This window comes from Microbacterium sp. NPDC055502 (assembly GCF_053643635.1).
This window is the reverse complement of sequence record NZ_JBSHKJ010000001.1, coordinates 662,106-687,879: the sequence shown is the minus strand read 5'-3', so window position 1 is coordinate 687,879 and position 25,774 is coordinate 662,106. Positions and strand designations below refer to the sequence as shown.

Here is a 25,774-nt window from a genome sequence, read left to right as displayed (position 1 = left end):
GGGGGACCCCCGTCATAGGCTGGAGCGCATGACCGACGCGCTTCCCGTGGGCCTCGCCCTCGACGAGTTCAGCCCCGACATCCGCCCGCAGGACGACCTGTACCGTCACGTGAACGGCGCCTGGATCTCCCGCACCGAGATCCCCGGCGACAAGGCGCGCTGGGGCTCCTTCCACCTGCTGGCCGAGCAGGCGGAGAAAGACGTCCGCACGATCATCGAGGAGTCGCAGGACGCCGAGGAGGGCACGCTCGCCCGCAAGATCGGCGACCTGTTCGCGAGCTTCATGGACACCGACCGCATCGCGGCCGCCGGGGTCGCGCCGCTCGCGGAGACCCTCGCCGAGATCGACGCGATCGCCGACATCCCCGGCTTCCTGCGCACCGTGGGGGCGTACGACCGTGACGGTCGCGCCGCGGTGATCGGCCTCTACGTCGACGGCGACCCGGGAGACCCGGAGCGCTACATCCCGGTGCTCGTGCAGGCCGGGCTGTCGCTGCCGGACGAGAGCTACTTCCGCCTCGATACCTTCGCCGACACGCGCGCCGCGTACCGCGCCCACCTCGAGCGCCTGCTGTCCCTGGCGGGCATCGCCGACGCCGCGGACCAGGCCGAACGCTCCATCGCCCTGGAGACCGAGCTCGCGGGCCACCACTGGGACAACGTGCGCAGCCGCGACGCGGTCGCCACCTACAACCTCAAGACCTGGGACGAGCTGCAGGAGCTCGCGGGCGTCGACCTCGCACCGTGGCGCGAGGCCGTCACGCCGTCGAACCCCTCCGCGTTCGACGAGGTGGTCGTGTCGCAGCCCAGCTTCTTCGAGGGGCTGGGTGCGCTGCTCACCGCCGAGCGCCTCGACGACTGGAAGGCCTGGCTGCGCGCCAAGGTCGTGCACGCCGCCGCGCCCTACCTGACCGACGACCTGGTGCTGGAGAACTTCTCGTTCTACGGCACCGAGCTCACCGGCGTCCCCACGATCCGGGAGCGCTGGAAGCGCGGCGTCTCGGTCACCGAGGGCGCGCTCGGCGAGGCGATCGGCAAGGTGTACGTCGAGCGGCACTACCCGCCGACGGCGAAGGCCGCGATGGACGAGCTCGTCGGCAACCTCATCGAGGCGTATCGGCAGAGCATCGAGACGCTGGAGTGGATGACGGCGGAGACCCGGCAGCGTGCGCTCGCCAAGCTCGACGCGTTCACGCCCAAGATCGGCCACCCCGAGGTGTGGCGCGACTACTCCAGCCTCGTGATCGACCGCGAGGATCTGCTCGGCAACGTGCGTCGCGCGGCGACCTTCGAGCACGACCGCAACATCGACAAGGTCGGCAGGCCCATCGACCGCACCGAGTGGCACATGCCGCCGCAGATGGTCAACGCGTACTACAACCCGTCGATGAACGAGATCGTCTTCCCCGCCGCGATCCTGCAGTATCCGTTCTTCGACGCGGGTCGCGACGCGGCGGCGAACTACGGCGGCATCGGCGCGGTCATCGGACACGAGATCGGTCACGGCTTCGACGACCAGGGCAGCCGCTACGACGGCGACGGACGTCTGCAGGACTGGTGGACCGACGCCGACCGCGCCGCGTTCGAGGAGCGCACCAAGGCGCTGATCGCCCAGTACGACGAGCTCGTCCCTGAGGGGCTGGACGCGGAGCATCACGTGAACGGCGCCCTCACGATCGGCGAGAACATCGGCGACCTCGGCGGTCTGGGCATCGCGCTCCAGGCGTACGAGCTGTCGCTGGGCGGGCAGGAGGCGCCGGTCATCGACGGCTACACGGGCGTGCAGCGGCTGCTGCTGTCGTGGGCGCAGGTCTGGCAGCAGAAGAGCCGGGAGGCGGAGACGCTGCGGCTGCTCACGATCGACCCGCACTCGCCCAACGAGTTCCGTTGCAACCAGATCGTGCGCAACATCGACGCGTTCTACGAGGCCTTCGACGTGACGCCGGACGATGCCCTGTGGCTGCCCGAGGCGTCGCGGGTGACCATCTGGTGACCATTCTCCTCAGGCTGTGAGGTGTCCCCCGGCGGTGGGGTTACGATAGCCCTGCCGCTGGGGAGCGACTCCCTTGGCATGCCGATCAGCCCCCTCCCGAAGGATCACGCGTGGCCGCACTCGAGCCTGGCGACGGGTTCCGGAACTCCCCGGTCCCCGAGTCGATGGGAGGCGCGTCCGCGTCATCGAGCGGGCGCCGTTCGCAGCAGCGCACGAGCCGTCGTCTGCCCCGTCGGGCCGCCCTCGGCCGCCGATCGTTCACGGCCACGCTCAAGGCTCTCGAGGGCCTGGCCGATGCGGGCGCCCAAGTGTCGGTGCACGTGGTCGACCTCGACTCGCACGTGCATGTCCTGGCGGGCGACGACCACGTCACCATGCCCGTCGGCGGGCTCGGGGTCGTCCCGCTGCTGATCGAGGTCGCGGCGGCGTTCGAGTCCGGAGCGCTCGACCCGCTCGAGATCGTGGAGCGCGCGAGCGTCGACGCGGTCGAGTCGTCCGGGTTGTGGCGGCACCTGCGCGCTCCCGCGCTGCCCTTGGAGGATCTGGCGGTGCTGGCCGCGACCGCGGGCGACCCCATCGCGGTCAACATCCTGTTGGAGAAGGTCGGGCACGACCGGGTGCGCGAGCGCATCGAGGGGCTCGGCCTGCGCCGCACCGCGCTGCTCGACCGGTTCCGCGACCGCCGGGGCCCCGACGACGCGCCGCAGGTGGCGGTGGGGTCGGCGCGCGAGTTCGCCGGGCTGTTCTCCGCGCTCGTCAACTCCCAGGTGGTCGACGCCGCGGTGAGCGCGCAGGTGGCCGAGTGGCTGAGCCTCAACCAGGACCTGAGTCTGGTGGCCTCCGCGACCGGGCTCGACCCGTTCGCGCACGACCACGACGCGCACGGGCTGCTGTTCGTGAACAAGACCGGCCGCGACCGCGGTGTCCGCGCCGAGGCGGGCGTGCTGGCGGGACCGCGCGCGGGCGTCGGCTACGCGCTCATCGTGTGCTTCGACGACCTGTCGATCACGCACCGCCTGCGTGCGCACGACGCGTTCCGCGTGCTGGGCGTCGAGCTCATGGAGTACACCCACTGAGGCGACCGGCAGGGCAGCTCTCGACGAACCAGCCACTCATGTCCTCCGAAAGGTGGACAGACATGTGACGCATGACGTGTAACACTCTACAGGTCCACTGCGCTCACCCTTCGTCCAAACTCGATGCGGGTACGCCCGAAGAGTTCAAGGAGATCAGCATGCGCTCAACGGATTTCGGGGTCCCGGGATCGAGCGGGAAGGTCGACCAATGAGGCGGGGTTTGCAGATGTTCCTCGGCGCTGCCGTCGTACTTTGCACGGCACTCGCGACGGTGTCGCCCGCCAGCGCGCGAGAAGACGTGGCGGCGACGCCGAAAACGAGCGGTAGCGTCGCAGGTGCCCCTCCCGCAGGAGCGGTGGGCGGGGACGCATCGATCAATGCGCTTGTATCGCGGATCAATCAACTCGTGGCCGCCTACGACCACGACGCGCACCGGTTTGATCTCGCTGCAGTGCCGAGCGAGGTCTTGAACAGCGACGAAGGGCAGGCGTTCCTCGCGGTTGTGTCTCTGGGAGAGGCTGGCGCAAGCCCCGCCGAACTGAGTGAGGCATTTGCAGAGTTGCGCGACGGACTCCGAGAAACGAACGCACCCTCGTCGGTGGAGATCGATCGCAATGGCGTCGTCTCCACCTATGAGCTCGCGCCCGGGATGACCATCGTCTTTCCGACGGCTCTGGCCGCGGGAAGTGCGGTCCGCGGCCTCATGAGGGCGGCGGTGGTTGGCGGTGCTGACCCCTGGCCGTACATTCAGCTCACGAATGCCGAGCAACAGGCAATGGTGACCGGCGCATCTGGTGCGTTGGTCGCAGCGATCTGTGCGCTGCTCGCGCCGACCACCGCCGGTGTCGGTTGCGGCGTCGGTGCCGCTGTGATCGCAATGATCGTGGGAATCATCGTCGCCAATGGGGTATGCCCGTACAACCGACAGATGAGGATCTATCCGCTGGTCGGGCCGACTGGATTCAGTTGCCAGCGATGAAACGGAGACGAATGAGGCCGGCGCTGTTCGCGACACTTGTCATCGCACCGATCGTCGTCCTTCAGGGATTCTTCGTTGCGGTAGGGCTCTGGGCTGCATCGATCGAGTTGCTGTCCGTGCTCGCAATCGATGCCGGATTCTGGGTTGTGACCTACGTCCTCTGGTCTCAATCGGGTCGCATTCGCCATTGATCCGGCCCGCCCGCAGCGCACAGACTGGAGAGGCTCGCGCACGACGCGTTCCGCGTGCTGGGCGTCGAGCTCATGGAGTACACCCACTGACGCGTCGCGCCGAGGGCGTCACTCGGGCAGCGACGGATGCTGCTCGGCGGCGCGGCGCCGCGGGATGAACAGCGACAGCACGACCGCGAGCACCCCGGCCGCGATCGCGAGCCAGAAGCACACCTCGAACGCGCTGCGCGTAGGGACGGCCACCCCGTCGACGTCGATGCTCATGGCGGCGAGGACGCCGCCCATCACGGCCGAGGCGGTCGAGGTGCCCACCGAGCGGAACAGCGCGTTGAGCCCGTTCGAGGCGCCGGTCTCGTTCGCCGGCACCGAGCGCATGATGATCATCGGCATCGCGGCGAACGTGAAGCCGATGCCGATGCCGATGAAGATGTTCGCGACGAACACGTGCCACACGGCCGTGGACCACAGCAGCACGAACACGTAGGCGAGCACGATCGCGATCGCGCCCACGGTGAACAGGGGGCGCGGTCCGACGGTGCGCTCCAGCCAGCCGGACAGCGGGGAGATCACCATCATCACCAGGCCGGCCGGCATGATCACGAGCGAGGCCGCGACCATGTCGAGCCCGAAGCCGCCGCCGACCACCGGCATCTCCAGCATCTGCGGGAACGTGACGTTCGACGCGAACAGGGCGAAGCCCATCCCGATCGCGGCGATGTTGGTGAACAGCACGGCGGGCCGCGCGGCCACGCGCAGGTCGAGCAGCGGATCCCTCGTCCTGAGCTGGTACCAGCCCCACACCAGCAGCACGGCGACGCCGCCGATCACGCACGCGAGGGTCACGGGCGACGTCCAGCCCCACTCGGCGCCGCGCGACACGAAGAGCAGCAGTCCCGTGAGGCCGATCGCGAGGCCGACGGCGCCGAGCACGTCGAGCCGACCGGGGGAGCGGAGCACGTCTTCCGGCACGACCGCGAGCACGAGCGCGAGTCCGGCGACGCCGAGCGCTGCGGCGAGCCAGAAGAGCATGTGCCAGTCGGCGTTCTCGGCGAGCAGGGCAGCCACGGGCATGCCGATCGCGCCGCCCACGCCCATGGTCGCGCTCATGAGGGCGACCGCGGTGCCCAGGCGCTCGGGCGGGAGCACGTCGCGCATGATCGCGATGCCCAGCGGCACCACGCCCGTCACGGCACCCTGCAGGGCGCGGCCGATGATCACGCCGACGATCGAGCCGGACACGGCGGCGATCACGGAGCCGAGGATCAGGATCGCGAGCAGCACGATGACCACGCGGCGCTTGCCGTACATGTCGCCGAGGCGGCCCGAGATCGGGGTGGCGACGGCGGCGACGAGCAGCGTGATCGTGACGACCCACGTGGTGTCTTCGCGCGAGGCGTTCAGCAGCTGCGGCAGCTCGGCCTGCAGCGGCACGACGAGCGTGAACATGAACGACGAACACAGGCCCGCGAAGGCCAGCACCGCGATGATCGCCCACCGGGGCGGGGTGCGGGAGAGGCGCTTCCTGGCTCTGTCGTCGCTCGCACCCACCGGCCCAGGCTATCGGCCCGTGCGCGGTGCGGGGCCGTTCGGCCGTGGCTAGCATGTGGTCATGGTCACGAGCAGCGTCGCTCCGGACGATCCCGCCGCCCACCGCGGCATCTCCCGGCGTACCCAGTCCGACATCTATCGCGCCGGGATCAGCGGCAGCCGACCGGCCGTCCCGGTCGCTCCGGCCGCGCTGGAGGAGGCGGCGCGGAAGACGCTGAGCGCCGAGGCCTTCGCGTACATCGCCGGGGGTGCGGGAGCGGAGCACACGGTGACGGCGAACCGGGCGGCGTTCGATCGGTGGCAGGTCTGGCCGCGGCCGCTGCGCGACGTCAGCGAACGCGACCTCGGCGTCGAGTTCCTCGGGACACGACGGACGAGCCCGCTGATCCTCGCGCCGCTCGGGGTCATGGAGCTCGCGCACCCCGACGCCGACCGTGCGGTCGCCCGCGCCGCCGCCTCCCTCGGCGTCCCGTACGCGCTGTCGAACCAGGCGTCGCTCCCGATGGAGCACGTGGCGGCCGCGGCGCCGTCCGGGGCGCGGCTGTTCCAGCTGTACTGGTCGTCGTCGGACGACCTGAACCGTTCCCTGCTCGCCCGCGCCGCGGCGTCCGGCTGCGAGGCGATCGTCGTCACGCTCGACACGCACCTGCTGGGGTGGCGCACCCGGGACCTCGACCTCGCCTACCTGCCGTTCACCCGGGGCCTGGGCATCGCGCAGTACACCAGCGATCCCGTGTTCCGCGAGCTCGTGCGACAGCGGGCGGCCGCCCCGAAGAGCGACGCCTCCGCGGTGAAGGTCACCCCGACGGCGGTCGCCGCCGCGCTCAGCATCGCCAGGAAGGGCGCGGCCCTCACCGAGGGCGGACGCCTGCGCGACAACCTGCGCTCGCCGTTGCCGCGGGCGGCCGTCGAGACGTTCCTCGACGTGTTCTCCACCCCCGCGCTCACGTGGGACGACCTCGCGAAGGCGCGCGAGTGGACCACGCTGCCGATCATCCTCAAGGGCATCGTGCACCCGGACGATGCCCAGCGCGCGCTGGACGCGGGCGTGGACGGCATCTGGATCTCCAACCACGGCGGACGCCAGATCGACCGGTCCGTGCCCACCCTCGACGTGCTGCCGACGATCGCGGAGCGGGTGGCCGGGCGGGTGCCGATCGTGTTCGACTCCGGGGTGCGCGGCGGCGCCGATGTCGCGATCGCCCTCGCGCTCGGCGCCACGGTGGTCGCGCTCGGCCGGCCGTACGCGTACGGCCTCGGGATCGCGGGCGAGCAGGGGGTGCGCGAGGTGGTGCGGAACGTGCTCGCCGAGCTCGACATCACCCTCGGCCTCGCCGGGCTGACCGCGGTCGCGCAGCTCGACCGCGATGCCCTGCGCGCCGTGTGACCGGGTGGACCGCGCCGTGGTTGCATGAACGGATGAGCGACGGCGCCCCACCCACGCAGCACCCGGCCGATTCCCCGTTCCACCGCCGGCTGCCGATCGGAGAGGTGCTCGACGCCTCGGCGATCGCCGACGGTCTGCCGTGGGCCTTCGAGACGGTGACGATGCGACCGCTCGAGCCGATGCTGGTGCCGGAGGAGCCGAGGGCGGGGGAGCTCGACCCGCGCGAGTGCGGGCACTGCGGTCCGAGCCCGCACACGATCTGGCACGACGACCTCTGGCAGGTGCGCGCCGGCTGGGACGTCGGCGGCCTGCCGTTCATCGGCGGCGTCGCCCCGCGCGAGCACTGGCTGCTCGAGGACGCCCCGCATGACGTTCTCGCGGCGCTGGGCCCGCTGCTGCAGCGGGTGTCGCAGGCGGTGAAGAGCGTCCCCGGGGTCGCCCGCTGTCACTTCGGACGCTGGAACGATGGTTCTGCGCACTTCCACATGTGGGCGATGGGGCGCCCCGCCGGCATGATGCAGGGGCGCGGCGCGGTGCTCGCGTTCTGGGACGAGATCCTCCCCCCGCTGCCGCCCGAGATGGCGTCGGAGCACCTCCGCATCGTCGCCGATGCGCTCGCCGCGGGCGGGGGAGAGGCGTTCCCGTACCGCTGAGGCCCGCCCGGGTTTCCGCGAACCCGCCGTGGAGGGGCAGACTGGAGCCGTGCGTACCATCCGTGACCTCGACACCGTTGAACTCATCCTCGACGCGCAGGGCCTGCTCGACTCCATCCGGGGTCCGCAGCGCGTGGTGGATGCCGGCACCCTCCGCGCCCTGCAGCAGTCGGGCAACTACGTCGTCGGGTTCTTCGACGGCGAGGGCGATGAGGAGCGCATGGTCGGTGCGTCCATCGCGTTCTTCGGCGAACCGGCCCGCCGGGCGATGCACTCGCACATCACGGCGCTGCTGCCGGAGTACCGCGGCCGCGGCTGGGGTCGCGAGCTGAAGGAGCACCAGCGGCAGTGGGCCTTCTCGCGCGACGTCGGCCGCATCACGTGGGTGTTCGACCCGCTCGTGGCCCGCAACGCGCACTTCTTCTTCTCGGTGCTCGGGGCCCGCGCCACCGGCTACTCCGTGAACCGCTACGGCATCTTCGGCGGCGGTGACGCGGGCGATGAGAGCGACCGGCTCGATGTCGAGTGGGCGCTGGCCGACATCGCCAAGCCCCCGGCCGACGGCGACGTCGTGGAGACCCTGGAGATCCCGGACGACATCGAGGCGATGCGGGTCTCCGACCCGGCGGCCGCGCACGAGTGGCGGCTGCGGCTGCGCGCGCAGATGGAGGGTCTGCTCGGCAGCGGTCTGCGGATCGCCGGTTTCGAGTCGGGGCGCGGCTACCTGTTCACCGCCTGAGCGCCTCGCCGGGTTACGGCGCGGCTCAGCGCACGCCGCGCATGAGGCGCAGCACCGGCTTCACGCTCAGCAGCATCCCGACGCCGACGAGGATCGCGATCCCGCCGAGGATCGAGAAGAACGGCACCTCGTTCTCGGGGTCGTAGAACTGCACGAGCCACCCGGCGATCGCCGTGCCCAGCGCCACCGACAGGAAGAACAGCGCCACCATCTGCGTGTGGAACACCGCGGGGGCGAGCTTGGTCGAGGCGGAGAGCCCGACGGGGGACAGCAGCAGCTCGGCGACCGTGAACACGAAGAGGATGCCGACGATCGCCAGCAGCGGCGTGGAGTTCTCGCCGCCCCCGGAGAACGGCAGGAACAGCAGGAACGCCGCGCCCATGATGATGGCGGCGAGCCCGAACTTCACCGGCGTCGACGGCTGCCGGGTGCCGAGCTTGGTCCAGATCGCGGCGAAGACGCCCGACAGGATGATGATGAACACCGGGTTGATGGACTGCACCCACGACACCGGCATCTCCCACCCGAACAGGTTCCGGTCCAGGCGCTTGTCGGAGTAGACGGTCAGCACGGTGAACTGCTGCTGGTACAGCGACCAGAACGCCACGCTGGTGAGGAACAGCGGGACGAAGCTCCAGACGCGCGAGCGCTCGGTGGCGTCGATGCGGTGGCTGGACAGGATGACCGCGAAGTAGGCGATCGCCGCGACGATCGTGCCGATGATCACGATGAGTGCGAGGTTGTCGGCGTGGATCAGCCCGGTGAGCACGCACACGGCGATGACGAGCACGGCGCCGCCCGCGATGATCCCCACCAGCGGGTAGCGCGAGCGGGGCAGGGGGTTGGGCACCTCGCGCGCCGTGTCCGGGAGCCCGCGCCGTCCGAACGCGTACTGCACGAGGCCGAGCGTCATCCCGAGCGCGGCGAGTCCGAAGCCCCAGTGGAACCCGAGCGTGGACTGGAGCAGACCGGTGAGGATCGGCCCGAGGAAGGCGCCGAGGTTGATACCCAGATAGAACAGCGAGAACCCGGCGTCGCGGCGCACGTCGTCCGGGGCGTAGAGGGTGCCGACGACGGCGGTCGCGTTGGCCTTGAGGCCGCCGGAGCCGAGCGCCACGAGCACGAGTCCGACCCCGACGCCCACGAAGCCCGGCAGCAGGGCGAGCGCGAGGTGCCCGGCGACGATCACCATCGCGCTCACGAACAGCACGCGCTCCGAGCCGAACAGCCGGTCGGCGAGCCAGGCGCCGAGGATCGTCGCGAGGTAGACCGAGCCGCCGTACGCGCCGAGGATCCCGCCGGCCGTGGCCTCGGGCAGACCGAGACCGCCCTGCGTGGCCGAGTGGTAGAGGTAGATGAGCAGGATGCCCTGCATGCCGTAGAAGCTGAAGCGCTCCCACATCTCGACGCCGAAGACGTGCACGAGGGGCCAGGGCTGCCCGAAGAAGCGGGTGTCCTCGTCGCGGGAAGCGGGCTGTCGCTCGGTGGTGCTCATGCGTGGGACGGTACTCTCCGGCGGCGACCGCGGCCAGGGGGCGCGCTGCGACCACCGATAGAATGGGGATGCCCGTGCTCACGGGCGTTCTCCGCATCCGACCATTGGAGCCACCGTGGCCGAACAGTCCCGTCTTGACAAGGTCATCGCCCTCGCCCGCCACCGCGGGTTCGTGTTCCAGGCGGGTGAGATCTACGGCGGTTCCCGGTCGGCCTGGGACTACGGACCCCTCGGCACCGAGCTCAAGGAGAACATCCGTCGCCAGTGGTGGCAGACGTTCGTGCGCGGCCGTGGCGACATGGTCGGCCTCGACTCCAGCATCATCCTGCCCAAGCGCGTGTGGGAGGCGTCGGGTCACGTCGCCACCTTCACCGACCCGCTGGTGGAGTGCCTGCAGTGCCACAAGCGCTTCCGCGCCGACAACCTGATCGAGGACTTCGAGGCGCGCAAGGGCCGCAAGGCCGAGAACGGTCTCGCCGACATCCCGTGCCCGAACTGCGGCACCAAGGGCCAGTACACCGAGCCCAAGGCGTTCTCCGGTCTGGTGAAGACGTACCTCGGCGTGGTCGATGACGAGTCCGGCCTGTACTACCTGCGTCCCGAGACCGCGCAGGGCATTTTCGTCAACTTCTCCAACGTGCTCACCGCGAGCCGCAAGAAGCCGCCGTTCGGCATCGGCCAGGTCGGCAAGGCGTTCCGCAACGAGATCACCCCCGGCAACTTCATCTTCCGCACCCGCGAGTTCGAGCAGATGGAGATCGAGTTCTTCACGCCGCCCGCCGAGGCCCCGCAGTGGTTCGACCACTGGGTCGAGGCGTGCTGGAACTGGTTCATCGACCTCGGCATCGACCCGGAGAACATGCGGCAGTTCGACGTGCCCGAGGAGGACCGCGCGCACTACTCCGCCGGCACGATCGACGTGGAGTACCGCTTCGGTTTCGCGGGCAAGGAGTGGGGCGAGCTCATGGGCGTCGCCAACCGCACCGACTACGACCTCTCCAGTCACAGCGAGGCGTCCGGCCAGAGCCTGACCTACTTCGACCAGGCGACGGGCGAGCGCTACACGCCGTACGTGATCGAGCCGTCGTTCGGCCTCACGCGGGCCATGATGGCGTTCCTCGTCGACGCGTACGTGGAGGAGCAGGTGCCCAACGCCAAGGGCGGCACCGACACCCGCACGGTGCTCAAGCTCGACCCGCGTCTGGCTCCCGTCAAGGCCGCGGTGCTGCCGCTCAGCCGCAACGAGAACCTGTCGCCGCTCGCGCGCGAGGTGGCCGACACCCTGCGCGGCTCGTGGGCCGTGGACTTCGACGACGCCGGCGCGATCGGTCGCCGCTACCGTCGTCAGGACGAGATCGGCACCCCGTTCTGCGTGACGGTCGACTTCGACTCGCTCGACGACCGGGCCGTCACGGTGCGCGACCGCGACACGATGGCGCAGGAGCGGGTGCCGATCGACGGCCTGCACGCGTACCTCGCGGAGCGCCTGCGCGGGGCCTGAGCTCCGGGTCAGGAGCCCGCGACGGCCCTGGCATACCGCTCCGACAGCAGCTGGAGTCGGGGCAGCAGCTCGGGCGGCGACTCGACCGTGAAGTCCATCATCAGCATCCCGATGTAGGCCGCGATCGTGTCGAGGCTGTCGGCGCCGGTGACGAGGATGCAGTGTTCCTCGTCGACCGGCTCGACCACGCCGACCGCGGCGTGGATGCGGTCGAGCACGGCCTCGGCGGACGCGTCGATGCGCAGTCGCGCGTGCACCTGCCAGCCGCTCACGGCGATGGTGCGCATGGCGAACGCGGTGTAGTCGCCCCCGGGCAACGGCTGCGGGTCGAAGCGGCGGCGCGTCGGCATCCGCAGCTCCATCCAGTCCACGCGGTACGTGCCCCATTCGCTCGTCTGCGGGTCGCGGGCCACGAGGTACCAGCGTCGCACCCAGGTGAGCAGGCGGTACGGCTCGACCAGCACGGGGCGGCCGTCGTAGTCGAAGCGCAGCCACTCCTGGTCGCGGATCGCTCCCGCGACGGCCCGCAGCACGGCAGCGTCGACCTCCGGGTCGGGGGCGTCGGTGTCGTTGTTCTCCGGCGCGCGGTCGACGCTCGTGCGCAGTGCGTCGACGGTGGGGCGCAGGTGCGAGGGGAGGACCTGTTCGAGCTTGGCGAGCGCTCTCGCGCCGGAGTCGGCGATGCCCGCGATGCCGGCGGCGGCGCGCAGGCCGACGGTCACCGCCACCGCCTCCTCGTCGTCGAGCAGCAGCGGGGGGAGCTTGCCGCCCGCCCCGAGCCGGTAGCCGCCGGTGGAGCCGCGACGGGCGTCGACCGGGTATCCGAGTTCGCGGAGGCGCTCGACGTCGTGGCGCACGGTGCGGGGTGAGACGCCGAGCCGCTGCGCGAGCTCGCTGCCGGATCGCTCCGAACCCGTCTGCAGCAGGGCGAGCAGCGCCAGGAGCCGTGCGGTCGGGTCCGCCATGAGGCCTCCGAAAGTCGCCGAATAATTAGGAACGTATCCAGCCTAATGGGCTTCTATCGTCGGAGACATGAACACCACGACCCTCGCCTTCCGCCCCTTCTCCGTCGACGTCTCCGACGCCGAGGTCGCCGACCTCCGCGACCGCCTCGCCCGCACGCGCCTGCCCCGCACCGCGCCCGTCGACGACTGGGGCGCCGGCACCCCGAACCACTTCCTGCGCGAGGCGCTGACCGCGTGGCAGGAGTTTGACTGGGCTGCCGCGCAGGAGCGGCTCAACGCCCTCCCGCAGTTCACCACCGAGATCGACGGCCAGACGATCCGCTTCCTCCACATCCGCTCGCGGCACGAGAACGCGACCCCGCTGCTGCTCGCACACACCTACCCCGGTTCCTCCGTCGACTACCTCGACCTCATCGACCGGCTCACCGACCCCGAGGCGCACGGCGGTCGCGCGGAGGAGGCGTTCCACCTCGTGATCCCGGATGCCCCCGGCTACGGTTTCTCGCAACCGCTCGCCTCCGCCGGGTGGACGGTGGCGAAGGTCGCCGCCGCGTACGACCGGCTCATGCGCGGCCTCGGCTACGACAGCTACGGCATCCACGGCTCCGACAACGGCGCGATGGTCGCGCGCGAGCTCGGGCTGCTGGCGCCGGAGGGCTTCCTCGGGCTGCACGTGCTGCAGCTGTTCTCGTTCCCGTCGGGCGACCCCGCGGAGTTCGAGAAGCTCGAGCCGCAGGACTACGCGGGATTGGAGCACATGCAGTGGTTCCAGTCGGTGGGTGGCTACAACGCGATGAACGCCTCCCGTCCGCAGACCGTCGCGGTGGGCCTCAGCGATTCCCCGGTCGGGCTCCTCGCCTACAGTGAGCTGTTCACCTCCTTCGGCAACGGCACATCGCTCGTGCCGCTCGAGAGCATCCTGCTGGAGGTGAGCGTGAACTGGTTCGCGAACGCCGCCTCGGGCATGAGCCGCAGCTACCTGGAGAACGCGCGCGCCGAGGCCGAGCCGCAGGTCAACCACGCGCGGACCGGGGTCGCGGTGTTCGCGGACGACTTCCAGACCATCCGGGTCTTCGCCGAGCGCGACAACGACAACATCGTGCACTGGAGCCGTTTCGACGAGGGCGGGCACTTCGCCGCGCTGGAGCGCCCCGATCTGCTCGCCGCCGACCTCCGGGTCTTCTTCGCCGACCCGCGCTGAGCTCGTGCCACGATCGCCCCCGCGCCCCCACGGGCGGGGGCGATCGCGTGCCGACCCTGGCGTCGGGAGCCCGGGGCTGCTACGGTCTCTCTCCGTGGGTACTCTGATTCGCTAGATCGGGACACTGCGTCGAGACGTCTTCTCCGCGGTGGGTCCTGAGCGAACGCGTCCTCTTGTGACGCGATCGAGGTCCGTTTCCCTGCGTCGTCCGACGCGTATCCGCGGTGCCGTCCGCACCGCAGCGAGGACCCCTCATGTTCCCTGTACTCCCTTCCCCTTCTCCCTCCACCGTCCCGGCGATCCGTCCGCACCGCGTGTGCGAACTGCGCGCGGCCGGCGTGCGCTTCGCCGCGCACCGGGTGCTCGACGGGATCGATCTCGTCGTCGGTCCCGCGGATCGTCTGGCGATCATCGGCGACAACGGCGCCGGCAAGTCCACGCTGCTCGAGCTGCTTGCCGGAACGCTCGCACCGACCGCCGGGGAGGCGCGGCTGCACCTCCCGGGCGGTGTGGCCCACGCCCTCCAGAATCCGGAGTTCCCGCCGGGGGCGACGGTCTCCGCGGCGATCGACGACCTGCTGGGCGACCTGCGCGCGCTGGAACGCGAGCTCGCGCGGGCCTACGATCAGCTCGCCTCGGCCCTTCCCGCCGAGCAGGCGCAGCGCCTGGCAGCCGTATCCGACCTGCAGGACCGTTTCGAGACCAGGGCCGGCTATGACGTCGACCACCGCATCGACGTCGCGCTCGACCAGCTCGGCGTCGGAACCCTGGACCGCACGCGTCCCGTGGCCGCGCTGTCCGGCGGGGAACGTGCCCGGCTCGCGCTCGCGGTGGCACTGTCCTCCCGCGCCGAGCTGCTGCTGCTCGACGAGCCGACCAACGATCTCGACGAGCACGCGCTCGCCTGGGTCGAGGATCGGATCGCCGCGCACCGCGGGGCCCTGGTCGTGGTGACCCACGACCGCGACTTCCTCGACCGCTTCGCGACCGCGGTCGTGCACGTGAGTGACGGCGGCATCCGCCGGTACGGCGACGGCTACCCGGGGTTCCTGCGGGCGCGGGAGACCGAGCGACGACGACTCGCGGAGCGACACGAGGCGTGGAAGGCCGAGGTCGCCCGCACCGAGGAGCTGCTCGCGACGAACGCGTTCCGCCTGGACGCGATCCCGCGCAAGCTCGAACTCGACGGCTTCGGTCACGGCGCCTTCCGCGCCCGCAGCCGCGACCACGGCGCGGTCGGGCGCATCCGCATGGCGAAGGAGCGACTGTCTCGGCTGCGGGAGGATCCGGCGCCGCCCCCACCCGAGCCGCTGCGGTTCGTGCTGCCGGACGGCCCGGCTCCGGACGCGGAGCCGTCCGGCGAGGACGACGCCCTCGTCACGCTGCACGATGTCGTGTTCCAGGAGCCGGGCCGCCGGCTCACCGTGACCGCGTGGACCGTGGCGCCGGGTGACCGCTGGCTCGTGACCGGTCCGAACGGGGCAGGCAAGACCACGCTGCTCGACCTCCTCGCGGGCGAGCTGAGCGCCGCATCGGGTTCGATCGATCGGCGCGGGGGGCTCCGTGTCGCCCGACTGCGGCAAGACGTGGGGGCGGCCGCACGGGGCTCCGCGGTGGAGGTGTTCGCGCGACGGGCGGCGGTGCCCCCGAGCGATGCCCGTGCGGCTCTGCTCGCCCACGGCCTGTTCCGCGAGGACGAGGTCGAGCGCCCGGCGCGGGCCCTGTCGGTCGGGCAGCGGCGGCGGCTCGACCTCGCGGTCGCGCTGGCCTCCACGTTCGACGTGCTGCTGCTCGACGAGCCGACCAACCACCTCGACCCGGAGCTGGTCGAGCAGCTGGAGCGGGCGCTCGACGACCACCCGGCCGCGGTCGTCACGGTCTCGCACGACCGGCGGTGGCTGCGGCGGGCACGCCAGCACGGTGCCGCCGCGGTCCGTGTCACGGAGGGTGCGGCCGTGGTGGCGTCGTGACCCGGCGGCCGCGGGGGCGTGCGGTCAGCCGGTGACGGTGACCGCCGCGCCCACGTCGCCGCCCGCTTCGGCCCAGGCGAGCGAGTGCTCCAGGATCCCGCGCAGCACCGTCAGGTCCACCTGCTCCAGGTCGGGGAGGTAGAGGCAGCCGACGCCGGTGGTGTGCGGCCCGAGCCGTGCCAGGTCGTCCGCGTGCGCATCCGTCCCCTCGAAGAGGTAGATCGTGGTGGCGGCTCGGCGCGGCGCGAAGCCGAGGAGCGGGCTGTCGCCCTCGGTACCGGTCGGGTAGCGGTAGTGGCAGGAGCCGAAGCCGATGATGGTGCCCCAGGTCTGCGGCTCGCGGCCGGTGATCTCCTGCATGAGCGCGGTGAGCGTCTCCGCGTCTCGGCGCCGAGCGGCGGGGGAGGAGCGGGCGATGAGCCCGGCTACGTCGTTCCCCGTGGGCTTCACTTCGCCGCCTTGGCCGCGGCCTTCATCGCCTTCTTGTACTCGCGCACCTTCGTGAGCGACTCGGGGGAGACGATGTCGGCGACGCTGCGGTACGAGCCGTCCTCGCCGTAGGGCGCCGAGGCCTCGCGCCAGCCCTCGCCCGTGAAGCCGTACTGCTTGCCGAGCAGCGCCAGGAAGATCTTGGCCTTCTGCTCACCGAAGCCGGGCAGCGCCTTCAGGCGCTTCAGCACCTCCGCACCGTCCGGGTCGCCCGCGGTCCACAGCGCTGAGGCGTCGCCACCCCACTCGTCGACGATCGCCTGGCACAGCGTCTGCACGCGGGCGGCCATCGACCCGGGGAACCGGTGCACGGCGGGCGTCTGGCGGAACGCCTCGAGGAACTCCTCGGGTGCCATCCCCGCGATGGCCGCGGCATCGGCCGCACCGGTGCGCTGTTCGATCTTGAGCGGACCGGCGAAAGCGGTCTCCATGGGCACTTGCTGGTCGAGCAGCATCCCCACGAGCAGCGCGAGCGGGTTCTCGGTCAGCAGGGTGTCGGCGGCGGTGTCTCCGGTGATGTGAAGGGCCATGCCCCCAGTGTCCCATCCCGGGCGGATGCCGCGGGGGCGGTGGCAGGACCGTTCAGTGCAACGTCAGCGCGTATGACGCGATGTACCTCGTGCTCGCGCGCGCGGCGCAGTGCTCATTGCTGACTCTCGATGCTCGTCTCGCGGCATCCGCTCCGGATTGCGCACTGCTGCCGTAGTTCTTCGCGCATGACTGGCGTCGCCGCCTCCGGCTGAGCGGCTACGCGCTGATTTCGGGCGACCGCGCCGTCAGGCGGAGGCGGCGTCCTCGGCGGCGGGGGCCTTGGGGCTGAGGCCGTACAGGGCGGACAGCGCGGCGGCGAACTCGTCGGCCCTGCCTTCTGCGGCGAGCTCGTGGGCGCGGACGGTCGGGGTGTGCAGCAGCACGCCGACGAGGTGCCGCAGCGCCTGCTCGACCTTGCCGTCCTCGTCGCCGCGCGCACGGGCCCGGTCGATCTCGGTGTCGAGCAGCGAGAAGATGTGCGACCGCAGGGCCACGACCGAGGGGGTCACGCTCTGGCGGGCACCCACGACGTGGAAGGTGTCCGCGGCCTCACGCACGACGGTGCGGGCGGCGTCGGTCGCCTGCAGCTCCTCGAGCGGCGCGTGCAGGCGGATGGTCTCGAGGTCGAGCAGCGCCACGCCCTCCAGGGTCGCGACAGCGGGGTCGACGTTGCGCGGCATCCCGAGGTCGACGACCAGCTGACTGTGCGAGCCCACCGGGCACCCGGCCGCGGCGAGACCGACGGGGAGCTGCAGGTGCTCCGGTCCCAGCACCGGTTCGGTGGCGGACGTGCAGGTGATGAGCAGGCTGGAGTGTGCGGCTGTGCGGGCGTAGTCCGCGGCTGCGACCGCGCGGATGCCGTGCTTCGCCGCGAAGATCTCGGCCCGACCGGAGGGCGAGTACACGGAGATGTCGACCGCGCCGCGCTCGCGCAGCGTCGCGAGGGTCACGGCCGCGTAGGCGCCGGTGCCCACCAGGAGCACGCGCTCGGCGGACCAGTCGGCGATGCGGCTGTCGGCCAGTTCGAGTGCCAGGCGCACGAGCGAGCGACCGGCGCGCCCGAGCGCGGTGACGTTCTTGACCTTGCGCTGCGCCTGGCTCGCGCGCTGGAAGAGGCGCTCGAGCTCGGGGGAGGTGGTGCCGTCCTTGCGGGCCGACTTCAGGGCCCGGCGCACCTGGCCGGCGATCTCGCCCTCACCCGACACGACCGACTCGAGGCCGGAGGCGACGGAGAACAGGTGCTCGGCCACCCGGCGCCCGGCGTGGACGGTGTAGGCGCCGTCGAGGTCGGCGGCCGGAATGCCCGTGGCGGACTCGACGGCTTCGAGCACGGCCTCGACGCCGATCGCGCCCGCGGCGGTCATCGGCTCGTCCATCTCGACGTACGCCTCGAACCGGTTGCACGTCGCCAGCACCACGGCACCCTGCACGCACGGCGTCATGCCCACCAGGGTGGGGGCGACATCGTCGGGGGTGCGGCTCAGGCGTTCGAGCAGTTCGAAGGAGGCGGTCTTGTGACTCGCCGTCACACACAGCAGCACCCCTCGATTGTACCGGAGCGTTCGGACAGGCGGACTCGGCGGCCCCATAACCGGGCAATGGGAGGATGGGGGCATGGCCCTTTCCGACGCTCCGCTGCTGCGCGCCCTCACGGGCGACCGCCCCGACACGACGCCCGTCTGGTTCATGCGGCAGGCCGGCCGCTCGCTGCCCGAGTACCGGGAGCTGCGGGTGGGCACACGGATGCTCGACGCCTGCCTCACGCCCGACCTCGCGGCGGAGATCACCCTGCAGCCGGTGCGGCGGCACGGTGTGGACGCGGCGGTGTTCTTCAGCGACATCGTGATCCCGCTGCGCCTCGCCGGCGTCGAGGTGGAGATCGAGCCGGGGCGCGGGCCGGTGTTCGCGAACCCCGTGCGCACGAGGGCCGATGTCGAGCGGATCACCGCGATCGACCCGGAGTCGCTCGACGGCACGGCGATCGCGGAGGCGGTGGGCATCGTCGCGGCGGAGCTCGGCGACACCCCGGTGATCGGCTTCGCCGGCGCGCCCTTCACGCTCGCGGCCTACCTCGTCGAGGGCGGCCCGTCGAAGGAGCACCTGCGGGCACGCGGCATGATGCACGCGGACCCCGACGCCTGGCACCGTCTGGCGGGGTGGCTCGCCCGCGTCTCCCGACGATTCCTGGAGACGCAGCGCGACGCGGGTGCCGCGGTCGTGCAGCTCTTCGACAGCTGGGCCGGCTCGCTCAGCCCCGCCGACTACCGCACGTTCGTGGCACCGCATTCGACCGCCGCGCTCGACGGCATCGGTGTCCCCACCATCCACTTCGGCGTCGGCACCGGCCCGTTCCTCGCCGACATGCGCCTCGGCGGCATCGCCGACGGGGTCGGCGTGGACTGGCGTCTTCCGCTCGACGAGGCCGCGGCGATCCTCGGACCGGACACGAGCGTGCAGGGCAACATCGACCCCGCGCTGCTCGGGGCGCCGTGGCCCGTGCTGGAGGCGCACGTGCGCGACGTCCTGGAGCGCGGTCGTGCGGCCCGCGGGCACATCGTCAACCTCGGTCACGGGGTGCCGCCCGAGACCGACCCCGACCAGCTGACGCGCATCGTCGAGCTGGTGCACGGCGCCTGAGCACGCGTCGCCCCCGGGCGCGGTGGAAGGATGGACGGCATGAGCCCTGACCCCTCCGGTGCACACACGTCCGCGGCCGAGCCGGCCGACCTGGCCGCACGCGCCGCGGAGAAGCACGTCGTCGTGATCGGCGGGGGCATGGGTGGTCTCGTCGCCGCCCGCGAGTGCGCCAAGGTCGGCATGCGGGTCACGGTGCTGGAGGCTGCCGAGGCGCTGGGCGGTGCCCTGCGTCGCGTGGAGCTCGACGGTGTGACGCTCGATGCGGGCGCCGAGAGCTACGCGACCAGGGGCGGCCTCGTCCGCGCCCTGGTCGACGAGCTCGGACTCGCGGATCGGGTCGTGCCCCCTCGCGCGGGCGGCGCCTGGCTCTCCGGCATCCCCGGCACGGGTGCGGCTCCGCTCCCGGTGGGCGGGGTCCTCGGCATTCCCGGCAACCCGTTCCAGGACGACGTGCGGCGCATCATCGGATGGTCGGGCGCATGGCGCGCCTACCTCGACCGCGTACGGCCGCCGCTGACCATCGGCCACGAGCTGAGCCTCGGGCGGCTCGTCGCCTCCCGCATGGGCCCGAAGGTGCGCGACCGCCTGGTCGCCCCGGTCACGACGGGCGTGTACTCCGCGTCGCCCGACGACGTGGACATCGACGTGGCCGCCCCGGGGCTGAACGCCGCCCTGACCCGCGTCGGCTCGCTGTCCGGCGCGGTGCTGGCGCTGCGCGGGAACGGCGGCTCCGGTGGGGCGAAGGCTCCGGGCGCCGCGGTGGAAGGCCTCCGTGGCGGCATGACCGTGCTGGTGGACGCGATCGCCGACGACCTCGCCCAGCTCGGGGCGACCGTGCGCACGGGAGTGCGGGTGCTCTCGGTCGTGTCGGAGGACGGCGGTTGGCGGGTCACGGCCGCGACGCAGCTCGACACCCCGACGCAGACGCCGGAGCCGTGGGTTGCCGAGTCGGAGCCTCTGGCCGACGCCGTCCCGGTGACGGACGAGCCGGTGGAGGAGCTTCTCCGTGCGGACGCCGTGATCGTCGCGACCGCGGAGTCCGTGGCGCGCGAGCTGCTCGCCGACGCGGTGCCGGCGCTCGCTCTGGCCGAAGCGGCCGCGTCCCCGGAGATCGAGATCGTCACGCTGCTGCTGGATGCCCCGGCTCTGCGCAGCGTGCCGCGTGGCACCGGGGTGCTCACGGTGCCCGGGAGCCACACGGCCAAGGCGCTCACCCACTCGACGGCGAAGTGGGAGTGGGTGCGGGAGGCCGCGGGCGACAGGGAGGTCGTGCGGGTGTCGTTCGGCGCGCAGGGGGAGCCCGCCGCCACCGCCGCCCTCGACGACGCGGCGGCGATCGACCTCGCGCGGCGGGAGGCGGCCGCGCTGCTCGGCGTACCGCTGGAGCCGACCCAGGTGATCGCAGGGCACCGCGGACGGTTCGTGCAGTCGCAGCCCGCGTCGCTCCTCGGATCGGGGGCGCGGCGCCAGGCTGCGCGCGATGCGATCCAGGCGATCCCCGGCCTGGCGGTGGTCGGAGCCTGGGTGGCCGGGACCGGCCTCGCACAGGTGGTCCCGGACGCCACGGAGGCGTCCGATCGCCTCCGTCGCGCGCTCCTGTGGGACTGATCGGGCGACCTCCGCGCACCACGAAGCGCACAAGCGTGAGTGACGAAGGGCCCGCTGTCAACCCTCTCCGGGATTGATGCCGAAATCGGCATACGGGGTTACGCTGGGTACCTGATCGCGGCGGAGACGTCGGCGATCGGCGTCCGAACCGGACGACCACCGCCGGAACAACGTGAGGAGACCCCATGAAGGGGAAGATCGGACTCGTCGTCGGACTCGGCGTCGGCTATGTGCTGGGCACCCGTGCCGGACGCGAGCGTTACGAGCAGATCCGGACGCAGTGGCTCAAGGTCTGGAACACGGATCCCGTCCAGGACCAGGTGGAGAAGGTCAAGGACTTCGTCGGCGACAAGGCCGCGGCCGTCCCGGGTGCCGTGTGGACGGGCGCGGTGAAGATCGTGAAGTCGGTCACGGGCAACGGCACTCCCGGCCAGAAGCTCGACGCCGTGATCGCGTCGGGCAAGGAGGCCGCCGAGGAGGTCTCGGAGGCGGCGGAGGAAGCGGTCGACGAGGTCAAGGAGCGCGCCGCTGCGGCTGACAAGCCCGCTGCGAAGAAGCCCGCGACGAAGCCGGCAGCGCAGAAGTCCGGCGACTGACATGCCCCGCGGATACCGGGATCGCGCCGACGACAGTCTGCTGACCCTGCTCGGGGATCTGCCCGAGCTGGTCACCAACCTCGTGAAGGCGGAGATCGACGCCGCCAAGGCGTGGGTCTCGCGCACGGCGAAGGATGCGGGGATCGGCTCGGTCTGGTTCCTCGTCGCCCTGTTCTTCCTGTTCTGGGCCGTGCCGGTGATCCTCGTGTTCGCGATCGCCGGCCTGTCGTCGTGGTGGCCCGTGTGGCTGTCGGCGATCGCCGTGTTCGGCATCCTGATCCTCGCCGTGCTGCTGTTCGCGCTGCTCGGCATCCTCAAGTTCCGCAAGGTGCTCAAGCGCCAGAACCCGGCGCAGGCCGTGGCCGAGGACATCCGAATCGTGAAGGAGGCCGGCGATGAGCACCCCTGAGTCGCTGCCGCGCACCGCCGTCCCCGCGGGCATCGTCGATCCCGTGACGTCGGCCCGCGCCGAGCTGAAGGCGGCGCTCGCCGCGATCGAGATCAAGGGCAACATCCCGCGCCGGGTGGAGAAGGCGTCGGCGCGTGCCGCGGTCAAGGCACGCGCGTTCGCCGATCGGAACCCGGTGGGCGCGGTCGCCGCGGCCGTCGGGATCGCCGCCGTCGTCGGCGGCGCCGTGTGGGCGATCGCTCGGGCCATCGCACGCTGACGGTCGGCCGTTCCTCGCGGTATTCCCCTGATTAGGGGCTTCTCCGTGAAAGGGGCAGACTGGGATCATGTCCGAAGTGCGCGAAGAGAACCCGTCCGGCTTCACCCTCTGGGCTGTGTGGCGACGCAATCCCGATGCTCCCGTCACCGAGAACGACGCCACGGAGCTCGAGTCGATCGTCTCGCACATCGAGGACTCCGGCGTCACCGTCCGTGGCTTCTACGACGTCTCCGGGCTGAAGGCTGACGCCGATCTGATGGTGTGGCTGCACGGCGACACCGCCGAGGAGCTGCAGAAGGCGCTGCGCCGCCTCCGTCGCACGGAGCTGCTGCGCTCGCTGCTGCCGGTGTGGAACGTGATGGGCGTGCACCGCGACGCGGAGTTCAACCGCTCGCACGTGCCGGGGTTCCTCCGCGGCGTCGCACCGAAGGACTGGCTCTGCCTGTACCCGTTCGTCCGCACCCCGGAGTGGTACCTGGCGCCGGAGGCTGACCGCCGCGCGATGCTCGCCGACCACGGGCGCAAGGGCGCTGCGTTCACGGGCGTCATCGCGAACACCGTCGCCGCGTTCGCGCTGGGTGACTACGAGTGGCTGCTGCCGATGGAGGCCGACGACGTGACCGACCTGGTCGACATGATGCGCGACCTCCGTTACACCGAGGCGCGGATGTTCGTGAAGGAGGAGGTGCCCTTCTACACGGGGCGCCGTCTGCGCTTCGACGAGATCGCCGACGTGCTGCAGTAACCGCACCATGAGCACCCGCATCCGTCTCGGCACCCGACGCAGCGCGCTCGCGCAGGCGCAGTCGGGCCATGTCGCCGCCGCCCTCGAGAAGGTCACGGGGCGTGCCGTCGAGCTCGTCCCGATCACCAGCGAGGGCGACACCAATCGGGCGTCGCTGTCGGAGATCGGCGGTCTGGGCGTCTTCGCGACCCGGCTGCGCGAGGCTCTGCTCGCCGGCCGTTGCGACTTCCTCGTGCACTCCCTCAAAGACCTCCCGACCGCCGTGCCGGAGGGTCTCGTGATCGCTGCGACGCCCCGCCGAGAGGATGCCAGGGACGTGGTTCTCACGCGTCACGGCGCGCCCCTGCACGAGCTCGGCTCGGGCAGCACCGTCGGCACGGGCTCGCCGCGACGCATCGCCCAGGTTCGGCGCCGGGCACCGCAGGCGGAGGTCGTGGACATCCGCGGCAACGTCGACTCCCGGCTCGCGCGGGTGGCCTCGGGCGAGCTCGACGCCGTGATCCTCGCGGCCGCCGGGCTGTCGCGTCTGGGGACCGACTCGCCGCTGAAGCGCGAAGAGCTCGGGCTCGCGGAGTGGCCGACCGCGCCGGGGCAGGGGTCGCTCGCGGTGGAGACCAGGGCGGACGCCCCGGAGGAGCTGCGGGAGGCGCTCTCCGCCCTCGACGATCACGACACCCGACTGGCCGTCACGGTCGAGCGCGCCATTCTGGAGGGACTCGATGCCGGGTGTCAAGCCCCCATGGCGGCGCACGCACGCGTCGAGGGCGCCGAGATCCGCATCAGGACGGTCGTGTACGCCCCGGACGGGGGTCGGCGGATCGGGCTCGACGTCACGGAAGCCCTGAACGGGGAGTATATTCATCGGAACGGCAGTGGCAATGGAGCGGATGCTGCCGATGGTGCAGGCCCGATGCACGCAGCGCGCGAGCTCGGGCTCGCTGTTGCCCGTCGGCTGCTCGATCAAGGGGCGGCCGACCTCGTCCCCCGAGAGCACCCCGATTTCTCATGACCACATCCGAAACCAAGCAGGACCGACCGCTGGACGGCTGGCGCATCCTCGTGCCCCGTGGCGGGCCCTGGGGCGACAGTGTCGCCGCGAGCCTGCGTGCCCTGGGCGCCGTGCCGGTCGTCGCCCCGCTCATCAACTTCGCCCCCACGACCGATCAGGACACGCTCGACCGCGCGCTGGAGCAGCTGGCCGCCGGTGAGTTCGACTGGCTGACGGTGACGAGTGCGACCACGGTCGACGTGCTGTTCGCGCATCGCGCGGTCGTGCCCAAGTCCACGAAGATCGCGGCGGTGGGCGAGACCACGGCCGCAGCGCTCCAGGCCGTGGGCTACGAGGTGGCGCTGGTCCCCGAGCAGGACAACTCGGCGCAGGGCATGGCTCAGCAGCTGATCGCGCTCGAGCAGGAGCCCCGGCGCATCCTGGCGCTGCGCAGCGAGATCGCGAAGCCGGTGCTGAGCATCATGCTGTCCGAGGCCGGACACGACGTGCACGGTGTGGTCGCCTACCGCACGGTGGGCGTGCCGGTCACGGAGCGCATCCGTCGCGATGTGGAGAACGGCCGCATCAACGCCATCCTCATCACGAGCGGTTCGGTGGCGGAGCAGGTGCGCGAGCAGTTCCCCGACATCCCGGACGAGACCCTGCTCGCCGCGATCGGCCCGCGCACCGCGAAGGATGCCGAGCGTGCCGGTCTGCCGGTGTCGGTGGTGGCCGATCGGCAGACCATCGACGCGTTGATCGATGCCGTGTCCCAGTTCACGCTTCCGCACGCGGCAGACGAGTTCGCGCCGTGAGCTTCCCCGACATCCGCCTCCGTCGGCTGCGCCAGTCCCGCGCTGTCCGCGACCTCGTGCGCGAGACCTCGCTCGAGCCCCGTCAGCTCGTGCTTCCGCTCTTCGTGCGCGAGGGACTGACCGAGCCGGCGCCCATCGGCTCGATGCCCGGCGTGGCGCAGCACTCGCTCGACTCGTTGCGTGCCGCCGCCGTCGAGGCGGCCGAGGCCGGCGTCGGCGGGGTCATGCTGTTCGGTGTCCCGGCGGTGCGCGATGCGGTCGGCTCCGGAGCGGACGATCCGCGCGGCATCCTGAACGTCGCGACCGAGGCCCTCGCGGCCGAGGTGGGCGATGCGCTCGTGGTGCAGACCGACCTCTGCCTCGACGAGTTCACCGATCACGGGCACTGCGGGGTGCTCGCGGCGGACGGCTCGGTCGACAACGACGCGACCCTCGAGCGCTACACCTCGATGGCGTTGGCACAGGCGCGGGCCGGGTCGCAGCTGCTCGGGCTGTCCGGCATGATGGACGGCCAGGTCGCGGTGATCCGCCGGGCGCTCGACGCCGAGGGCTTCACCGACACGCTGATCCTGGCGTACGCGGCCAAGTACGCGAGCGCGTTCTACGGCCCGTTCCGTGAGGCCGTGGACTCCCAGCTGACCGGCGACCGGCGCACGTATCAGCTCGATCCGGGCAACCGCCGTGAGGGCGTGCGGGAGGCGCTGGTCGACGAGCAGGAGGGCGCCGACATCGTCATGGTCAAGCCGGCGATGGCGTTCCTCGACGTGCTGCGCGAGGTGCGCGACGCCGTGACCGTGCCCGTGTGGGCGTATCAGGTGTCCGGCGAGTACGCGATGGTCGAGGCCGCCGCGGCCAACGGCTGGATCGACCGCCGGGCGGCGATCCTCGAGTCGCTGCTGTCGATCCGGCGCGCGGGCGCCGACGCCGTGCTGACCTACTGGGCGACCGAGGCCGCCCGCTGGCTTCGCGGCTGACCGCCCCGCGGCGTCACCGCGCGGA

Annotated in this window: 24 protein-coding genes; 18 read left to right on the top strand and 6 right to left on the bottom strand. The window is 71.5% G+C overall.

What is annotated here, in order from left to right; all coding sequences use genetic code 11:
* Positions 1 to 28: 28 nt before the first annotated feature.
* From ACWH95_RS03465 to ACWH95_RS03455, 3 genes are all read left to right on the top strand, one after another.
* Entirely contained in the window at positions 29 to 1,993 is a 1,965-nt protein-coding gene (locus tag ACWH95_RS03465; protein ID WP_136030777.1) for a M13 family metallopeptidase, read from the top strand.
* Positions 1,994 to 2,103: 110 nt separating this feature from the next.
* Positions 2,104 to 3,069 carry a serine hydrolase gene (locus ACWH95_RS03460; RefSeq protein ID WP_136045959.1) on the top strand — a complete coding sequence of 322 codons (966 nt, stop codon included), beginning with the start codon at positions 2,104 to 2,106 and terminating at the stop codon, positions 3,067 to 3,069.
* Between the two features lie 220 nt (positions 3,070 to 3,289).
* Positions 3,290 to 4,048, top strand: coding sequence for a hypothetical protein (locus ACWH95_RS03455; RefSeq protein ID WP_247637878.1), 759 nt, complete (start codon positions 3,290 to 3,292; stop codon positions 4,046 to 4,048).
* A gap of 299 nt (positions 4,049 to 4,347) precedes the next feature.
* Here the strand turns inward: ACWH95_RS03455 and ACWH95_RS03450 are convergent, their stop codons facing one another.
* Positions 4,348 to 5,787, bottom strand: a complete 1,440-nt coding sequence (locus tag ACWH95_RS03450) for an MFS transporter (RefSeq protein WP_136030769.1) — start codon at positions 5,785 to 5,787, stop codon at positions 4,348 to 4,350.
* Positions 5,788 to 5,848: 61 nt separating this feature from the next.
* Between ACWH95_RS03450 and ACWH95_RS03445 the strand changes: the two genes are divergently transcribed.
* Genes ACWH95_RS03445 through ACWH95_RS03435 form a run of 3 tightly spaced genes read left to right on the top strand, consistent with a single transcriptional unit; the run spans position 5,849 to position 8,566 of the window.
* Positions 5,849 to 7,174: an alpha-hydroxy-acid oxidizing protein gene (locus ACWH95_RS03445; protein WP_454120173.1), complete on the top strand. Its 1,326-nt coding sequence runs from the start codon at positions 5,849 to 5,851 to the stop codon at positions 7,172 to 7,174.
* 32 nt (positions 7,175 to 7,206) lie between these two features.
* On the top strand, positions 7,207 to 7,827 hold the full coding sequence (locus ACWH95_RS03440; RefSeq protein WP_454120172.1) for a hypothetical protein: 621 nt from the start codon (positions 7,207 to 7,209) through the stop codon (positions 7,825 to 7,827).
* 49 nt (positions 7,828 to 7,876) lie between these two features.
* On the top strand, positions 7,877 to 8,566 hold the full coding sequence (locus ACWH95_RS03435) for a GNAT family N-acetyltransferase (RefSeq protein ID WP_136030761.1): 690 nt from the start codon (positions 7,877 to 7,879) through the stop codon (positions 8,564 to 8,566).
* Positions 8,567 to 8,591: 25 nt separating this feature from the next.
* Here ACWH95_RS03435 and ACWH95_RS03430 read toward each other — a convergent pair whose 3' ends face one another.
* A complete protein-coding gene (locus ACWH95_RS03430; RefSeq protein WP_454120171.1) occupies positions 8,592 to 10,061 on the bottom strand; it encodes a peptide MFS transporter in 1,470 nt (489 codons plus the stop codon).
* A 115-nt stretch (positions 10,062 to 10,176) separates the two neighbouring features.
* Between ACWH95_RS03430 and ACWH95_RS03425 the strand changes: the two genes are divergently transcribed.
* On the top strand, positions 10,177 to 11,562 hold the full coding sequence (locus ACWH95_RS03425; RefSeq protein WP_136030756.1) for a glycine--tRNA ligase: 1,386 nt from the start codon (positions 10,177 to 10,179) through the stop codon (positions 11,560 to 11,562).
* 8 nt (positions 11,563 to 11,570) lie between these two features.
* Here ACWH95_RS03425 and ACWH95_RS03420 read toward each other — a convergent pair whose 3' ends face one another.
* Positions 11,571 to 12,527, bottom strand: coding sequence for a helix-turn-helix transcriptional regulator (locus ACWH95_RS03420; protein WP_454120170.1), 957 nt, complete (start codon positions 12,525 to 12,527; stop codon positions 11,571 to 11,573).
* A 67-nt stretch (positions 12,528 to 12,594) separates the two neighbouring features.
* On the opposite strand from ACWH95_RS03420, the gene ACWH95_RS03415 reads away from it, so the two are divergent.
* Entirely contained in the window at positions 12,595 to 13,728 is a 1,134-nt protein-coding gene (locus ACWH95_RS03415; protein WP_454120169.1) for an epoxide hydrolase family protein, read from the top strand.
* A 254-nt stretch (positions 13,729 to 13,982) separates the two neighbouring features.
* The gene (locus tag ACWH95_RS03410) at positions 13,983 to 15,698 is read left to right on the top strand and encodes an ABC-F family ATP-binding cassette domain-containing protein (protein WP_454120168.1); all 1,716 of its coding nucleotides are present in this window, start codon (positions 13,983 to 13,985) and stop codon (positions 15,696 to 15,698) included.
* 24 nt (positions 15,699 to 15,722) lie between these two features.
* Here the strand turns inward: ACWH95_RS03410 and ACWH95_RS03405 are convergent, their stop codons facing one another.
* The 3 genes from ACWH95_RS03405 to ACWH95_RS03395 form a co-directional block, all read right to left on the bottom strand.
* A complete protein-coding gene (locus ACWH95_RS03405; RefSeq protein WP_454120167.1) occupies positions 15,723 to 16,148 on the bottom strand; it encodes a DUF1801 domain-containing protein in 426 nt (141 codons plus the stop codon).
* Positions 16,145 to 16,717, bottom strand: coding sequence for an HhH-GPD-type base excision DNA repair protein (locus tag ACWH95_RS03400; RefSeq protein ID WP_136030746.1), 573 nt, complete (start codon positions 16,715 to 16,717; stop codon positions 16,145 to 16,147). The genes ACWH95_RS03405 and ACWH95_RS03400 overlap by 4 nt, the downstream gene beginning before the upstream one ends.
* Before the next feature lie 246 nt (positions 16,718 to 16,963).
* A complete protein-coding gene (locus ACWH95_RS03395; protein ID WP_454120166.1) occupies positions 16,964 to 18,259 on the bottom strand; it encodes a glutamyl-tRNA reductase in 1,296 nt (431 codons plus the stop codon).
* Positions 18,260 to 18,332: 73 nt separating this feature from the next.
* Between ACWH95_RS03395 and hemE the strand changes: the two genes are divergently transcribed.
* The 9 genes from hemE (at position 18,333) to hemB (ending at position 25,749) form a co-directional block, all read left to right on the top strand.
* Positions 18,333 to 19,355, top strand: coding sequence for a uroporphyrinogen decarboxylase (gene hemE, locus ACWH95_RS03390; protein ID WP_247637870.1), 1,023 nt, complete (start codon positions 18,333 to 18,335; stop codon positions 19,353 to 19,355).
* A 39-nt stretch (positions 19,356 to 19,394) separates the two neighbouring features.
* Positions 19,395 to 20,963, top strand: coding sequence for a protoporphyrinogen/coproporphyrinogen oxidase (locus ACWH95_RS03385; protein WP_454120165.1), 1,569 nt, complete (start codon positions 19,395 to 19,397; stop codon positions 20,961 to 20,963).
* 185 nt (positions 20,964 to 21,148) lie between these two features.
* On the top strand, positions 21,149 to 21,559 hold the full coding sequence (locus ACWH95_RS03380; protein WP_454120164.1) for a hypothetical protein: 411 nt from the start codon (positions 21,149 to 21,151) through the stop codon (positions 21,557 to 21,559).
* A 1-nt stretch (position 21,560) separates the two neighbouring features.
* The gene (locus ACWH95_RS03375; RefSeq protein WP_136030735.1) at positions 21,561 to 21,968 is read left to right on the top strand and encodes a phage holin family protein; all 408 of its coding nucleotides are present in this window, start codon (positions 21,561 to 21,563) and stop codon (positions 21,966 to 21,968) included.
* Positions 21,955 to 22,227, top strand: coding sequence for a hypothetical protein (locus ACWH95_RS03370; protein WP_136036607.1), 273 nt, complete (start codon positions 21,955 to 21,957; stop codon positions 22,225 to 22,227). Before ACWH95_RS03375 ends, ACWH95_RS03370 begins: the two co-directional genes overlap by 14 nt.
* 67 nt (positions 22,228 to 22,294) lie before the next feature.
* A complete protein-coding gene (gene hemQ, locus ACWH95_RS03365) occupies positions 22,295 to 22,972 on the top strand; it encodes a hydrogen peroxide-dependent heme synthase (protein ID WP_206252488.1) in 678 nt (225 codons plus the stop codon).
* 7 nt (positions 22,973 to 22,979) lie between these two features.
* Positions 22,980 to 23,981 carry a hydroxymethylbilane synthase gene (gene hemC / locus ACWH95_RS03360; RefSeq protein WP_454120163.1) on the top strand — a complete coding sequence of 334 codons (1,002 nt, stop codon included), beginning with the start codon at positions 22,980 to 22,982 and terminating at the stop codon, positions 23,979 to 23,981.
* Positions 23,978 to 24,775 carry a uroporphyrinogen-III synthase gene (locus ACWH95_RS03355; protein ID WP_136030727.1) on the top strand — a complete coding sequence of 266 codons (798 nt, stop codon included), beginning with the start codon at positions 23,978 to 23,980 and terminating at the stop codon, positions 24,773 to 24,775. The genes hemC and ACWH95_RS03355 overlap by 4 nt, the downstream gene beginning before the upstream one ends.
* Positions 24,772 to 25,749 carry a porphobilinogen synthase gene (gene hemB, locus ACWH95_RS03350; RefSeq protein WP_136045113.1) on the top strand — a complete coding sequence of 326 codons (978 nt, stop codon included), beginning with the start codon at positions 24,772 to 24,774 and terminating at the stop codon, positions 25,747 to 25,749. The genes ACWH95_RS03355 and hemB overlap by 4 nt, the downstream gene beginning before the upstream one ends.
* Positions 25,750 to 25,774: the final 25 nt, after the last annotated feature.